The sequence below is a fragment of the Dokdonella soli genome (assembly GCF_039523175.1).
Taxonomy (GTDB): Bacteria; Pseudomonadota; Gammaproteobacteria; order Xanthomonadales; family Rhodanobacteraceae; genus Dokdonella_A; species Dokdonella_A soli.
The window spans coordinates 169,942-183,553 of sequence record NZ_BAAAEU010000025.1 but is presented as its reverse complement, the minus strand read 5'-3'; the positions used below and the strand labels follow the sequence as shown (position 1 = coordinate 183,553).

The following is a 13,612-nucleotide window of genomic DNA, read 5'->3' as shown; positions in this document are numbered from 1 at the left end:
AACCCAATCCTCCCAAATGGAAAGGTCCGCGTATCGCGGGCCTTTCCGTAACCGCGCGCCGACCGTATTCGTCAGCGATCCCATCGCCCATGGCAGTAGCGCCAACGTTCACCGTCACGGTCCCAGCGCGAGGGCGAGTATTGGTAGCCACCGCGTTCACGCATCCAGTAACCGCGATGCCAGACGTAGCGATGATGACTCCAGCGCCAGTCGCCCGGGACCCAGACATAGCCGACCCGCGGCGGGGGCAATGTTTCGACGCGCAAGGGCAGTGGCGGGGCGGTCGCGTAGATGTTGATCGCCACGCGCGCCTCGGCCCGGCGCGCTGTTCAGGGCGCACGCGCCGACCACAGCCAGCGTGGCAACCAGCAGCAAGCTTTTGGGATTTCGCATGATGGCCTCCGTGGGCACGCCCGGCTGGGGCGCTTGATCCGGAGTCAAGCTAGCGGCACGGCTATGAACAGCGCCCGAGCAGGACCGCACGGGCCCGCATGGCGCCCTGCGGCTCATTGTGCTGCCATCCTGTTCGTTTCCCCCCTCTCGCGCATTCATACCGCCACATCGTTGCCAGTGATGAGGGAGGAAACCCATGTTCGCGTTCCGTTCGAAGCTCATGCTCGGCCTGCTGCTGGTCGCGTTGTGGACCATCCAGCCGGCGCACGCCAACACGGTCACCTGCGTCGCCAGCTCGGCGTCGCTCAACCTCGCGCTCGCCAACGTGGAGGTTGCCTCCGGCACCACGTATATCGAGCTCGTGCAGGGCACCTACGACGTCAGCTCGACGCTGCTGACGAATACGACCGTCAGCTACAACTCGCTGCAATTGCTCGGCGGCTACACCGATAGCAACTGCTCGGCACGCGTGGTGAATGGGGAAAACACCGTCATCGACGGCGCCAATCTCTACACTGCCATGATCGCCATGAACGCGGGCGCGACCCTGGTCGTAGAGGGATTGCGCTTCCAGAACTTTCCTGGCTCAGGATCGGGCGTGCAGATCGGCAACCGCGGCTACACCGAGATCCGGTTCAATCATTTCTACAAGACGGGCCTGACCATCAGCGATCAGCCCACCCCGGGGTACCAGAGAGTCTCGGTAGACAACAACCTGGTGGACGAGTCCCTGCCGGGCCAGGATGGCTTGCATATCGGCGCGAACAACAGCGATACCGTGACCCTCACCGGCAACACGATCGGCTACGCGGCCAATCGTAGTCTCTACCTGTGCATGAATTCCAACATCGCGAAGCTGGCCAACAACATCGTCTGGGGCAGTTACGGCGGTACCGACATCCGCATCGGTTGCGACATTGGTGGTTCGATGCTCGCAACGTTTGATGACAACACCTACGGCACGCTCGACGGTGCCGAGGCGAGCGGCAGTTCCGGCACTTTGAAAAGCAATCCGCTGTTCATCGGCAGTGGAAACTACCGACTGCAAACCGCACCAACCATTTCGCCCTCGATCAACAGCGGCGACAACAGCGCGCCGAACATCACCGGCACCGATCTCGACGGCAATCCGCGCGTCGTTGGCTCGGCGGTGGATCGCGGCGCGTACGAATCGTCCTACGACGACACCACCGGCAACACGATCGTGGTCACCAACGCCAACGACAGCGGGCCCGGCTCGCTGCGCGACGCGATCACGCAGGCGAACGCGGTCAATGTGTTCCATTACATCAATTTCAATATCCCCGGAAGCTGTCCGCAGTTCATCAACTTGGCCAGTGCGCTGCCGACGATCAAGTACGGCATGCGTATCGACGGCTACAGCCAGCCGGGCACGCACGCAAACACGGCGGCCATCAACGACAACGCCGTGCGTTGCGTCGTGCTCGACGGCGGCGGAACAATCAGCGTCGGTTTGAACCCCGTGTTCAGCAATGCGAACTCGCAGTTCTGGGTGCAGGGTCTGATCTTCGCCGGGTTTCACGATACCGGCGGCAACTGTGGCGGCAGCGCGCTCAGCCTGAATTTTGCCGGCAGCGGGGCGCTGGTCTGGGGCAACCAGTTTGGCGGCCAAACCACCGCCAACAACTTCCAAGTCAACGATATCGACATCGTCGGCGGCACCAACGCCAGCATCGGCGGGAGCGCCCCGGCACAGCGCAACATCATCACGGGTGCAGTCTGCACCCCCAGCAGCTCCACCGGCCACAATGGTTTCGGGATAACCGCCCCGTATGGCTTTTTCAGCAATGCGACCGGCATGTCGATCGTCGGCAATATCATCGGTGCTATCGCCGATGAGACCGCCCCCTTCGGACGTGATGTGAACGATATCGATATTTACCTCGAAACCAGCGGAAATACGATCAGCAACAATGTGATCGTCGATGCACTTTCCGGTTCCGGCGTTTATCTTAACGGGGCACAGGCGACCGGCAATACGATTGATCACAACCTGATCGGCGTCACCGAATCGTCTTGCGTGACGTATCCCTTTCCTCTTTGCTTTGGAGGTACTGCGGCGCCCAACAGCAATGGCATTTATTTGCAGGGCCCCGCATCCGGCAACACCATTGCCTCCAATACCATCTGGAACAACGCCTTCGCGGGTATCCGGATGGCCAGCAGTAGCAGTGTCGCCAGTTATCCTCAGCGCAACACGATCTCCGGCAACAGCTTCCACAACAATGCTCCCAATAACAACATGGGTTACAGCATGTACGGGAACCCGGAATACATCCAGAACGATGCCGATGCCAACGTGCAGGCGACGTCGAACCGCGGCCTGAATCACCCGGTCATCACCAGTGCGATCGGCGGAACCACCTCGGGCGTGGTCACCGGTACGCTGCAATCGACCAATGCCATCTACAACATCGAGGTGTTTTCATCCCTGCAAAACGATAGCAACGGCTACGGCGAGGGCCAAGGCCAAGTCTTCCATACCGCGCAGGGGACCTCGATTACCAATTCGCCGAGCGGCAACAACGGCAGCGTCTCGTTCAGTATCCCGTTCAATGTTGAACCGGGTGGCAGTCTCGCCGGCCGCCTTATCTCCCTGACCGCAACCGATGCCGCGGGCAACACTTCGCAGTTCTCGGGATACATGCCCTACACCTGCGACGTGATCTTCAAGTATGGCTTCGATAGCGCGACTGCCGAGAAGTGTCCGTGAGCGAACGTGTTCGTTTACCGAAACCTGCATGCAGGGGAGGTGTGTCCGTGAAGATGCGCGCACGGATCGCAAGCGTTGTCCTGTTTCTCGCTGGCGCGTCGCTGGCGCAGGCCACGACCTTCACCGTCACCAGCGCGGCGGACACGGATGGCACCAGCTGCGGAGCGACTTGCACGCTTCGCCAGGCGATCAATGCCTCGAACGCGGCTGGCGGCGCGAACACCATCAACTTCAATATTCCCGGCACTGGTCCGTTCACGATCGCGGTGGCAAGCCAGCTGCCATCCATCAACACCCGTGGCACCCTAACCAGCCTGATCATCGGCGGCTACAGCCAGCCGGCAGCGTGATGAACACGAATACACCGGATGCCGGCGCACTGAATACCAAGCTGATGATCGAACTCGTTGGTGCGGACACGGGCTTCAGCATCAACGGATTCACGTACGCCCGTTGCGGCGCGCCAACCATAGCGATCACGGTGCAGGGTGTGGCCATGCACGGGTTCAGCGACGCGATTGTCGGCGGGGGGTTGTCGACCCCGAAGGCGCAGATCAACATCTACGGCTGCTTTCTCGGAACGAAGATCGACGGTACTTCCTTGCCCACGCTCGGCAATACCGGGGCCGCGATCCGCGTCGACAACGACAATGTGCAGATCGGCGGCATCCAGCCGTGGCAGCGCAATTTGCTGTCGGGCAACAGCACCGGAGTGCTGGCTGGCAGCCCCAACTCTACCGTCATCGTCGAAGGCAACCTGATCGGCACGGACGCGACCGGCGCGCTCGCGATTCCAAACGGCACCAACAGCAATTGGCCCGGTCTCCTTTTGAATGCGAATTTCCCGGGCTTGCGCATCGGCTGCACCGGCGCTGGTTGCACCGCGCCGGGCCATCCCTCGCGCAACGTGATCTCAGGCAACCACAACGTCGGACTCGGCATCTGGGACGGACCCGCTCAAGGCACCGGCGGCATCCAGATAAAAGGCAATTACATCGGCACCGACTGGAGCGGCACCCAACCGCTGCCGAATGGCGATGCCGTCGGCGGTTGCCCGACCTACTGCGCTGGCATCCAACTCACGGGCAGTTCGAGTGTCGCCACGCCGGCGTCGATCATCGGCGGTTCCAACCCCGGCGAAGCGAATCTGATCGCGTTCAACAACGGCGCCGGCATCATTTCCAGTCCGCAATACAACGCAAACGGCGCCATCGGCGCGAGCTTCGACAGCATCATCTTCAACAACGGCTTCGACGGTTGTCCGGTTTTGTTTTAGAGAACCGGGAGTCAGCAACCGGGAGCATGTTTCATAACCGTCGTGCCTATCGTCATCTGCGGCCGGGCTGGAACACCGGCGATATCCGGAGATCCATCATGAAGCAATTGTCGGGAGAGTCCATCATGAAGCCATTGCGGGCGCTGATATACAGCGTTGTCGCGTTGTCATGCCTGCTTTCCGGTATCGCTTCGGCGCAGGTCGTTACGGAATTCAGTACCGGCAGCGCTGGCTCGAACAACGGGAGCAATACGTCCATCACGACGGGGCCGGACGGCAATCTGTGGTTCACGGAAGTCAACAACAGCGCGATCGGACGGATCACACCGACCGGCACAGTGACATTTTTCACCGCCGGAATCACTCAAGGCACGCCGGTCGGCATCGCGAAAGGACCGGACGGCAATCTGTGGTTCACCGAAAACCTCACGAGCATAGGGCGCATCACTCCAACCGGCACGGTAACCCAATTTCCCGTAGCCAACCCGAACGCGCGCGTGAACGCCATCACTGCGGGACCGGACGGCAATCTGTGGTTCACGGAAGACTCTCCGACGGGGCCGGGAAAGATTGGGCGGATCACGCCGACCGGCACGCTGACCGAGTTCAGCGCCGGCAGCAACTTCACCAGCTCCAACGGTGCGAATTATCCCGGCATCACCACGGGTCCCGACGGCAATCTGTGGTACACCGAAGTGAGAACCAGCTCAATCGGCCGCATCACGCCGACCGGAGCCGTCACCGAGTTCGGCAGCGGAATCAGCGGCTTTCCCCACGGCATTACCGCAGGACCGGACGGCAATCTGTGGTTCACGGAAGACGGTTCACAAGGGCAGATCGGACGCATCACGCCAACGGGTACCGTCACCGAATTCGCCATCGTATCGTCCGCGACGGTAATCCCGGCAGGCATCACGACGGGACCGGATGGCAATCTGTGGTTCGCCAACGGGGCCAGCTTTCAAGGCGGAGTCGGGCGCATCACGCCGACCGGTACGGTGACCCTGTTCACCGCCGGGATCACGTCCAGTTCCAACCCGCTGGGCATCACCGCTGGCCCCGATGGCAACCTGTGGTTCACGGAAAGTGCACCGAACGTCAACAAGGTCGGCCGGATCACCACCGGAGATCTGATTTTCGCAAACGGCTTCGACTGATACGAAGCCACGGACAGCCGCGCGCGGTGACTGCGCGCGACGGTTTCGATAGTTGTCCAGTTCTGTTCTTGAGAATCGGGTGGCCCTCAACCGGGAGCCATCCGGGTGATCCAGGGTCATCGGAGCGGTAGATAACGAATCCGGGTTTCACTTCTTTCTTTGCATGGGAGCGGGACATGATGAAGCAGCACCGTTTTTCGGCTTGGTTGGCTGGTTTTTTTGCACTGGCATTCGGCATGGGGGTATCGACTTCAGCGTTCGCGATGGCGTACTCCTACAGCTCACCGAACTACGCGTCGGCGGGAATCTCGGGAAACGGCACGCCCCCCGTTTACACGACCGCGATGCACATCGCCGGTTCGATCGCCACGGCCAGCCCGCTACCGGCCAATATGCCGCTGACCGAAATCGGCCCGTCGGGTTCCAATCTGATCCAAACCTTTAGTTTTAACGATGGCTTGCACAGTTACACACTGGCAAACACCAGACTAATGAACTTTGATATAGCTGCGGACTCGGCAGGCAATATCTCGACCTTCTCGATGACGATGCTGTCGCCCCTGCCGCCGAACACCATCGGGCAAAAAATGAACGGGGTACTTCTAAACGCCGGCGCAGGACTCGCCGAAGCTATCTCCGGTGGTGTGTGCTCGGTTGTGAACGGTACCGGGCAGTGCACTGCTTTGGGTGCCGTCAATAACACCGACAGCCTTGCGCTCATAGGGGCACCCATAGGGACATTTACCACCTCGGCATCGCCGCCGGCCGGCACCCTGACCGCGGTACCGAACCCGGCGCAGCAGGGCCAAGCGGTCGTATTGACCGCGACCACCGGCAGTACCTTGCCGGGTACGGTGACGTTTTCCGATGGCACGACCGTCCTCTGCAACACCGTTCCCCTGGTGAGCGGCACCGCGACGTGCAGCACGAGCAGCCTGAGCGTGGGGTCGCATACCATCACGGGCCTCTTTGCAGTGGGCGGCATTGCTGTCATCACGTTCAGCGTCACAGCGACAGTGACGATCGCAGCCATTCCGCCGCCAACGCCAGCCCCGACATTGGGAGCATGGGCGCTGATCGCGCTCGCTGCGTTCACGATGCTGATGGCGTTGGTCTGGCAACGCAGAGGCATGCGTCGATAGGCCAGGGATGAAGCGCACGGGATCGGACACGCAAGTGCTTGATCGGCGGTTCTGATGGGTACCGAAGTTCAGACAAGGGGATGCTTGTCCCTTCTCCCTCCGGGAGACAAATCGGCGGGAATACCGATTTGCACGGCGAAGCCGCCCGAAGGGAGAGCCACAAGGATGTAGCGAATGAACGTGGCGCAAAGCGCCGGATGAGGGTTCGGGACGAGCCCGGCGCGCCCCGTTCGCGCCGAACCCTCACCCCAATCCCTCTCCTGCAGGGAGAGCGGCTCAACAATGATTCGACGTCGTCAGGTCGGCGCAAGCGAGTCCGCACATGCTCCGGACTCACTGACTCGATAAACCAGGAAGGGGGTTTTTCGAGGTTCCTGACAAGTACCGGGACTGCACCCCGCCGCTGAAGTGGCCCGCTTGTCCGCTGATTTGCGTCTGCAGGAAGTTGCAGCGATGTTGCTTCTGTTCGATTCGCCCTTGCGCCGCATTTGGGTAGGTGCGAACCCTCTTGCCCGAAGACCGCCCATGTTCAGCTTCACTCGACAACACCTGACGCTCGCGCAGATGGCTTCGGACATGCCGGGAAATGTCCGTGATCAGCCCGGGAGCATGTGCATGAAACCTTCGATCCAGTCCGTATTGTCCGCGGCCCGGCGCAAACCGCTGGCGGCATGCTTCGCCGCTCTGTTCGCGCTGGCAGCACCGGAAGCGATCGCCGCGAACACCTGGACGGTGACGACCTGCGCCGACAGCGGTCCGGGCAGCTTGCGCGCGGTCATCGCCACGCCGACCACGCTGTCCGGCGATACGGTCGACCTGTCCACCCTGTCGTGCAGCACGATCAGCCTGACCACGGGCGCGATCACGATCACCCAGAACAGCCTGAACATTCAGGGTCCGAGCCGACACGAGGTGATCACCGGCTACTACAACGGTGTCACGGAGAACGATCGCATTTTCAAGCACACCGGCACCGGCACGCTGACCCTGCAATATCTCAACTTCATGTACGCGAACTTCGCCCCTGCCTCCGGCGATGCAAGCGGGGGCTGCATCTATTCCAAGGGCAACGTGTTTCTCATGGACTCGCTGGTGTTTTCCTGCGCGACCAAGACCTCGGGCAATGCCATCGCACGAGGAGGCGGTATATATACCCTCGGCAAGCTGACCACGAAGTACAGCCAGATCAGCGGGAACACGGCGACCGGTTATTTGTCAGGCGGCGGCGGTGCTTTTGTAGGCCACACGTTCAGGGCGGAGCACAGCACGATCAATGGCAATAGAGCTGCCGGTAGTCACGGCGTCGGCGGTGGGATAGAAGTTGGCTACGGCGCCAACATCATCAACTCCACCATATCCGGAAACATCGCGTCCCAGGAAGACGGAGGCATGTACGTAGGAGGGGATGCAACTACGGATACCTTGCAAATCAACAGCAGCACCATTTCCGGCAATGTCGCGCAAACCGGCCGGATCGGCGGTGTAGGGACGACGCTTCCGACAACCGTGCAGAACAGCACGATCGCGTTCAATACGGCAGCTACCACACATTTTTCTGGCAGTACGGATTACCGCGCGCCCGGCCTTGCAGTGCTCAATTCCTATAGCGCGACATCGCTCGCCGTGAATCTGCAGAGTTCGATCCTGTCGAACAACACCTATGGCACGATCGAGGGCGATTTCAGCGCAGTGGTCCACACCGGCCACACGGTCACGATTACCAGCGCCAACAGCCTGATACGTGCCTCGCTGGGGCCGCAGCATCCCGCCACGGTCACCACGAGCTGTCCATTGCTCGGCCCATTGCGTGCCAACGGCGGACCGACTCAGACGCATGCGCTCATGAGCCGAAGTCCGGCGATCGACGCCGGCAACAACGCTGCGGGGCTGACGGGTGATCAGCGCGGAACGGCCTATGCACGCGTGTCCGGATCTGCAGCCGACATCGGTGCGTACGAAGTCCAACAGAACGATATCATCTTCAACAGCGGTTTCGATGGTTGTCCTTGACGCACCAACGTCCAGCGCCCAGAGCACGCACATGACCTCGACCCGATTCGTTCCTTCGATTGCACGGCGGCGCAAACCGCTGGCCGCGTGTTTCGCCGCCTTGTTTGCGCTGGCTGCGCAGGAGGCGATCGCCGCGAATACCTGGACGGTGACGACCTGCGCCGACAGCGGTCCCGGCAGCTTGCGCGCGGTCATCGCCACGCCGGCGACGCTGTCCGGCGATACGGTCGATCTCTCCACGCTGTCGTGCAGCACGATCAGCCTGACCACCGGCGCGATCACGATCGCGCAGAACGAGCTGAACATTCAGGGGCCGAGCCGACACGAGGTGATCACCGGCTACTACTCCGGCACCCGCTCCACGGAGAACGATCGCATCTTCAATCACACCGGCACTGGCACGCTCAAGCTGCAATACCTCGATGTCGAGTACAGCAACCTCTCGCCCGGATCGGGCAATGCGAAAGGGGGCTGCATCTATTCCAAGGGCAATGTGTATCTGATGCACGCGCTCGTATTGTCATGCCAGGCCAAGGCTTCGGGCAGCAACCAGGCGACAGGGGGCGGCATCTACGCGAAGGGCAACCTGACCGCGAAGTACAGTCAGATTGTGGCCAACAGTGCCATCGCGAATGGGGGCTCCGGCGGGGGCGCCTATGTGGGCGGCGCGTTCACTGCGATCAAGAGCACGATCAACGGCAATTCCGCGACCAATCACGGCGGAATATCGGCCCACAAGGGTGCCAGCATCCTGAACTCGACCCTCTCCGGCAACACCGCGTTCCAGGTCGGTGGCCTGTTTGTCGATGGGGGAAACACCGATTCCCTGCTGATCAGCGACAGCACCATCTCCGGGAATGCTGCGCAAGGCAACACCTCGAGTCTCGTCGGCGGCATACGGTCGACTATTTCGACCACGGTGCAGAACAGCACGATCGCCTTCAACACGGCTGTGGTCGGACGAGGCGACTTCTCCACGCCTTACGCGCCCGGCCTGGCGATGGCTCCCGGCGCGGCCTCCTCGACTCCGGTGAATTTGCAAAGCTCGATCCTGTCGAACAACACCTACGGCACGACCGAGGTTGATTTCAGTACCGCCGGCACCGGCTTCACGATCACCAGCGCCAACAGCCTGATACGCGCCTCGCTGGGTTCGCAGCTTCCAGCCACCGTTACCACCGCATGTCCCTTGCTCGGTCCGTTGCGCGACAACGGAGGACCCACGCCGACGCACGCGCTGATGAGCCGAAGTCCGGCGATCGATGCAGGAAACAACGCGGCTGGCTTGACGGGGGATCAGCGAGGAACGGCCTACCCCCGTGTGTCAGGCCCTGCAGCCGACATCGGCGCCTACGAGGTGCAGCAGAACGACGTCATCTTCAACAACGGTTTCGACGGTTGTCCTTGACGGGCTGGTGTTCAGCACTCGGAGCACGCACATGACCCCAACTCGATTCGCCCCTTCGATTGCACGGCGGCGCAAACCGCTGGCCGCATGTTTCGCCACACTGTTCGCGCTGGCCGCCCCGGATGCGATTGCCTCGACATGGGTCGTGAACAGTTGTGCCGATCACGGCTCGAATACCCTGCGCGATGTCGTGACGAACGTCGCGCAGTCCGGTGACACCGTCGATCTGTCCCAGCTCAGCTGCAGTTTGATCAGCCTGAATACGGGTGCGATCACGATTACGCAAACCAGCCTGGACCTGCAGGGGCCTCCCCATAGCCACATCACGATCAGCGGCAAGTACAACGGCACCAAGGAGAACGATCGCATCTTCAATCACACCGGCACCGGTACAGTCGGCTTTCATTACCTCGACATCGTCTTCGGCAACCTTGCTCCCGCCTCGGGTTCGGCTTATGGCGGCGGTTGCATCTACTCCAAGGGCAGCGTGGTCTTGACGGGGACTCAGGTGCTTTCCTGCGCAGCCAAGGCGCCTACCGGGCTGGTCGGCTACGGAGGTGGCGTTTTCGCGAAAGGCGATCTGATCGCACTGAACAGTGTGATTTCCGGCAACACGGTATCCGGAAGCGTCGGCGGAACGGGCGGCGGTGCTGCCGCGCACGGCAAGCTGACGCTCGCGAACAGCACGGTGAGCGGAAATTCCGCCGCCAGCTTCACGGGCGGAGCCTTCGCCCGCGGGGGCGCGCTCATTCTCGACTCGACCGTATCCGGGAATACGGCACCGACGATCGGCGGCTTGTATGTCGCGGCTTCGTCGGCGACGGATGCGCTGGAGATCACCGACAGCACGATCTCCGGCAATGTCGCGAGTGGATCCAGCGGCGCCTTTTCGGGTGTAGTCGGTGGTGTGATCTCGTATGTACCGACCACCGTGCAGAACAGCACGATTGCTTTCAATACGGCAGTGGGGACAAGTACGCCCGGCGGTCACTACGCACCCGGCCTGGCGCTTTCCGCCAATACGCAAAGTCCCGCCTCGATCGCCGTGAACCTGCAGAGTTCGATCCTATCGAACAACACCTATGGCACGAGCGAGGCCGATTTCAGCATCGCACAGAAGCCCGGCCACACCTTCACGATCACCAGCGCCAACAGCCTGGTTCGTGCGTCCATAGGGCCGCAGCCGGCTCCCACCGTCAGCACGGCATGCCCGCTGCTGGGCCCGCTGCGCGACAACGGTGGCCTGACGCAGACGCATGCGCTCATGAGCCGAAGTCCGGCGATCGACGCCGGCAACAATGCGGCGGGGCTGACGGGGGACCAGCGCGGAGCCGCGTTTCCGCGCGTGTCGGGGGCCGCGGCCGACATCGGCGCCTACGAGGTGCAGCAGGCAGACATCATCTTCAACAACGGTTTCGACGGTTGTCCTTGATACACCGACATCCAGTTCCCGGAGCATGCGCATGACCTCGACTCGAATCATCTCATCGACTGCACGACGCAGGCCTTTGGCGGCATGCTGTGCGGCGTTGTTTGCACTTGCCGCGCCCGAGGCGATGGCGATCCCACCCCCAGGCACGACCTGGATGGTCACCAGTTGCAGTGACGCCAACAGCGGCAGCGGCACCACGGGAACCCTGCGCTATGCCGCGGCGCATGCCGTGAGCAACGACGTCATCGACATGACCGGCCTTGTCTGCGGGACGATCTCGCTGCAGACCGGCGCGATCACGCTCGCGCAGAACACCATCACGCTGAAGGGCCCCGGCATGGACAAGCTGGCCATCTCGGGCAAGTACAACGGTCATATAGAATCGGACCGGATTTTCACGCACACCGGCAATTCGGTATTGCACATCCGCGACCTGTCGATCAACGACGGCAAGCTGTCGGGCTCGTCGAGTTTCGTGCAGGGCGGTTGCCTCTATTCCACCGGTTCGATCGAACTCATACACACCGGAGTCGGCGGCTGCTCGGCGAGCGTGACCGGCAGCGGAGGCGCTGCCGAAGGCGGGGCCATCTTTGCCGCGAACGGATTGACGCTCGCAGAAAGCGTCGTCAGCGGAAACGATGTCGCCGGTGGTGCTGCCCTGGGCGGCGGCATTTTCGCCGGCGGGTATCTTTTCGTCCGCTACAGCACCATCAGCAACAACGCTGCGGGCAGCACGGCCAGCTCCAGCGGCACCGGTGGCGGCGTGTACTTCATTGGCGCCAATGCAGACATCTCGTCGTCCACCATTTCCGGCAACACGGCCGGTTACGACAATGGCGGGTTGAGCATCCACGGAACCGCGACCGGCGCTGCTGTCATCATGAGCAGCACACTTTCCGGCAACGTAGCCGGCCACATGGTCGGTGGCCTCTATGTCAACACGCACATGGTAGCGATCGACAATTCGACGATCGCCTTCAACACGGCAGTCATCGGACGCACCGGCACAACGCCCAACTTCACGTACTACGCGCCGGGCGTGGCGCTGAAGGCCAACAGCGTCAGCGGCAACATGGCGGTGACGCTGCAGAGTTCGCTGATCGCCAACAATACCTACGGATCCACCGACACCGATCTGAGTGGCGCGCTGACCAGTCCCTACACCATCGCGTTCAGCGGCAACAACAATCTGGTGCGCGTACCCGCGGCCCTCGCCAAGGTGCCGCCGGACACCGTCACCGTTTCCTGTCCATTGCTCGGCCCATTGCGCGACAACGGCGGATACACGCAGACGCACGCCTTGCTGAGCCACAGCCCCGGCATCGATCAGGGCAACAATGCCGTTCTGTTTTCTTATGATCAACGCTCCTACCCGCGCGTGTCCGGCGCCACGGCGGATATCGGGGCCTACGAAGTGCAACAGAACGACGTCATCTTCAACAACGGTTTCGACGGGTGTCCGGCGCTGTTCTAGCGTCGGCTTGACCTTCCGCCGTCTCGCGTGCGCCGCATGCGCCGGCAACCAACCAGGAGAACCCACATGAAGACCTCGCACAACGTATCGCCACTCGCGCCGCTGTCCGTCGCCATTGCGGCGATGTTCACGCTCGCAGCGCCCGCAGTGCTCGCCGCCGACGCGGCCAGCGGCACGGTCGCGTTCAAGACATTCTCGAGCCCGGTGAAGTACGCCTATCTGGTGCGCGGCCCGCACGAATTCATTCCGAACCAGACCGTCTCGCGCATCTACCTGTCGAGTTCCGATGTCGGCGCGAAGATCAAGGCGTGCCAGACGCTGTCGTGTGCCGACCGCGCGCTGACCGATGGCGCGATGGTCGATTACGGCGATGCGCGCCACCTCGACTATGCGCTGCGCCTGAACGGCGAGCGCGCGCAGTATTCCGGCTCGACGGATGCCGATGCGTTCAAGCTGACGACAAACAAACCCGATCACCTCGCCGGCAAGGTACACATCGATGATGCCGCGGCCGGCGGCGGGAAGGTCGACGCGGATTTCGATCTGACCGTCATGAACACGTTCAAGTCCGTGCGCTAGGAACGTC

Annotated in this window: 11 protein-coding genes; 10 read left to right on the top strand and 1 reads right to left on the bottom strand. The window is 61.9% G+C overall.

Annotated elements, in window-relative coordinates; genetic code table 11:
- Positions 1–71 precede the first annotated feature (71 nt).
- Complete coding sequence (locus tag ABD002_RS17900) at positions 72–305, bottom strand: YXWGXW repeat-containing protein (RefSeq protein WP_343793630.1); 234 nt, start codon at positions 303–305, stop codon at positions 72–74.
- A 308-nt stretch (positions 306–613) separates the two neighbouring features.
- Here ABD002_RS17900 and ABD002_RS17895 point away from each other — a divergent pair, with 308 nt between their 5' ends.
- The 10 genes from ABD002_RS17895 to ABD002_RS17850 all read left to right on the top strand — a co-directional run bounded on the left by ABD002_RS17895 (position 614) and on the right by ABD002_RS17850 (position 13,605).
- Complete coding sequence (locus ABD002_RS17895; RefSeq protein ID WP_343793628.1) at positions 614–3,127, top strand: right-handed parallel beta-helix repeat-containing protein; 2,514 nt, start codon at positions 614–616, stop codon at positions 3,125–3,127.
- A gap of 53 nt (positions 3,128–3,180) precedes the next feature.
- On the top strand, positions 3,181–3,477 hold the full coding sequence (locus ABD002_RS17890; protein WP_343793751.1) for a CSLREA domain-containing protein: 297 nt from the start codon (positions 3,181–3,183) through the stop codon (positions 3,475–3,477).
- A complete protein-coding gene (locus tag ABD002_RS17885; RefSeq protein ID WP_343793626.1) occupies positions 3,477–4,403 on the top strand; it encodes a hypothetical protein in 927 nt (308 codons plus the stop codon). The genes ABD002_RS17890 and ABD002_RS17885 overlap by 1 nt, the downstream gene beginning before the upstream one ends.
- A complete protein-coding gene (locus ABD002_RS17880) occupies positions 4,385–5,560 on the top strand; it encodes a Vgb family protein (protein WP_343793624.1) in 1,176 nt (391 codons plus the stop codon). The genes ABD002_RS17885 and ABD002_RS17880 overlap by 19 nt, the downstream gene beginning before the upstream one ends.
- A 176-nt stretch (positions 5,561–5,736) precedes the next feature.
- Positions 5,737–6,702, top strand: a complete 966-nt coding sequence (locus tag ABD002_RS17875) for an Ig-like domain-containing protein (protein WP_343793622.1) — start codon at positions 5,737–5,739, stop codon at positions 6,700–6,702.
- A gap of 615 nt (positions 6,703–7,317) precedes the next feature.
- Positions 7,318–8,712 (top strand): choice-of-anchor Q domain-containing protein, encoded by a 1,395-nt coding sequence (locus tag ABD002_RS17870; protein WP_343793620.1) that lies wholly within the window; start codon positions 7,318–7,320, stop codon positions 8,710–8,712.
- A 31-nt stretch (positions 8,713–8,743) separates the two neighbouring features.
- Complete coding sequence (locus ABD002_RS17865) at positions 8,744–10,120, top strand: choice-of-anchor Q domain-containing protein (RefSeq protein ID WP_343793618.1); 1,377 nt, start codon at positions 8,744–8,746, stop codon at positions 10,118–10,120.
- Positions 10,121–10,151: 31 nt separating this feature from the next.
- Positions 10,152–11,552 carry a choice-of-anchor Q domain-containing protein gene (locus ABD002_RS17860; RefSeq protein ID WP_343793616.1) on the top strand — a complete coding sequence of 467 codons (1,401 nt, stop codon included), beginning with the start codon at positions 10,152–10,154 and terminating at the stop codon, positions 11,550–11,552.
- A gap of 31 nt (positions 11,553–11,583) precedes the next feature.
- Positions 11,584–13,026 carry a choice-of-anchor Q domain-containing protein gene (locus tag ABD002_RS17855; protein ID WP_343793614.1) on the top strand — a complete coding sequence of 481 codons (1,443 nt, stop codon included), beginning with the start codon at positions 11,584–11,586 and terminating at the stop codon, positions 13,024–13,026.
- 66 nt (positions 13,027–13,092) lie between these two features.
- Complete coding sequence (locus tag ABD002_RS17850) at positions 13,093–13,605, top strand: hypothetical protein (protein WP_343793612.1); 513 nt, start codon at positions 13,093–13,095, stop codon at positions 13,603–13,605.
- Positions 13,606–13,612 lie beyond the last annotated feature (7 nt).

Excerpts from the sequence above, each read along its gene's own strand:
- ABD002_RS17895 (WP_343793628.1), top strand. The coding sequence starts at position 614 with ATGCTCGGCCTGCTGCTGGTCGCGTTGTGGACCATCCAGCCGGCGCAC.
- ABD002_RS17890 (WP_343793751.1), top strand. The coding sequence starts at position 3,181 with ATGCGCGCACGGATCGCAAGCGTTGTCCTGTTTCTCGCTGGCGCGTCG.
- ABD002_RS17885 (WP_343793626.1), top strand. The coding sequence starts at position 3,477 with ATGAACACGAATACACCGGATGCCGGCGCACTGAATACCAAGCTGATG.
- ABD002_RS17875 (WP_343793622.1), top strand. The coding sequence starts at position 5,737 with ATGATGAAGCAGCACCGTTTTTCGGCTTGGTTGGCTGGTTTTTTTGCA.
- ABD002_RS17870 (WP_343793620.1), top strand. The coding sequence starts at position 7,318 with ATGAAACCTTCGATCCAGTCCGTATTGTCCGCGGCCCGGCGCAAACCG.
- ABD002_RS17865 (WP_343793618.1), top strand. The coding sequence starts at position 8,744 with ATGACCTCGACCCGATTCGTTCCTTCGATTGCACGGCGGCGCAAACCG.
- ABD002_RS17860 (WP_343793616.1), top strand. The coding sequence starts at position 10,152 with ATGACCCCAACTCGATTCGCCCCTTCGATTGCACGGCGGCGCAAACCG.
- ABD002_RS17855 (WP_343793614.1), top strand. The coding sequence starts at position 11,584 with ATGACCTCGACTCGAATCATCTCATCGACTGCACGACGCAGGCCTTTG.
- ABD002_RS17850 (WP_343793612.1), top strand. The coding sequence starts at position 13,093 with ATGAAGACCTCGCACAACGTATCGCCACTCGCGCCGCTGTCCGTCGCC.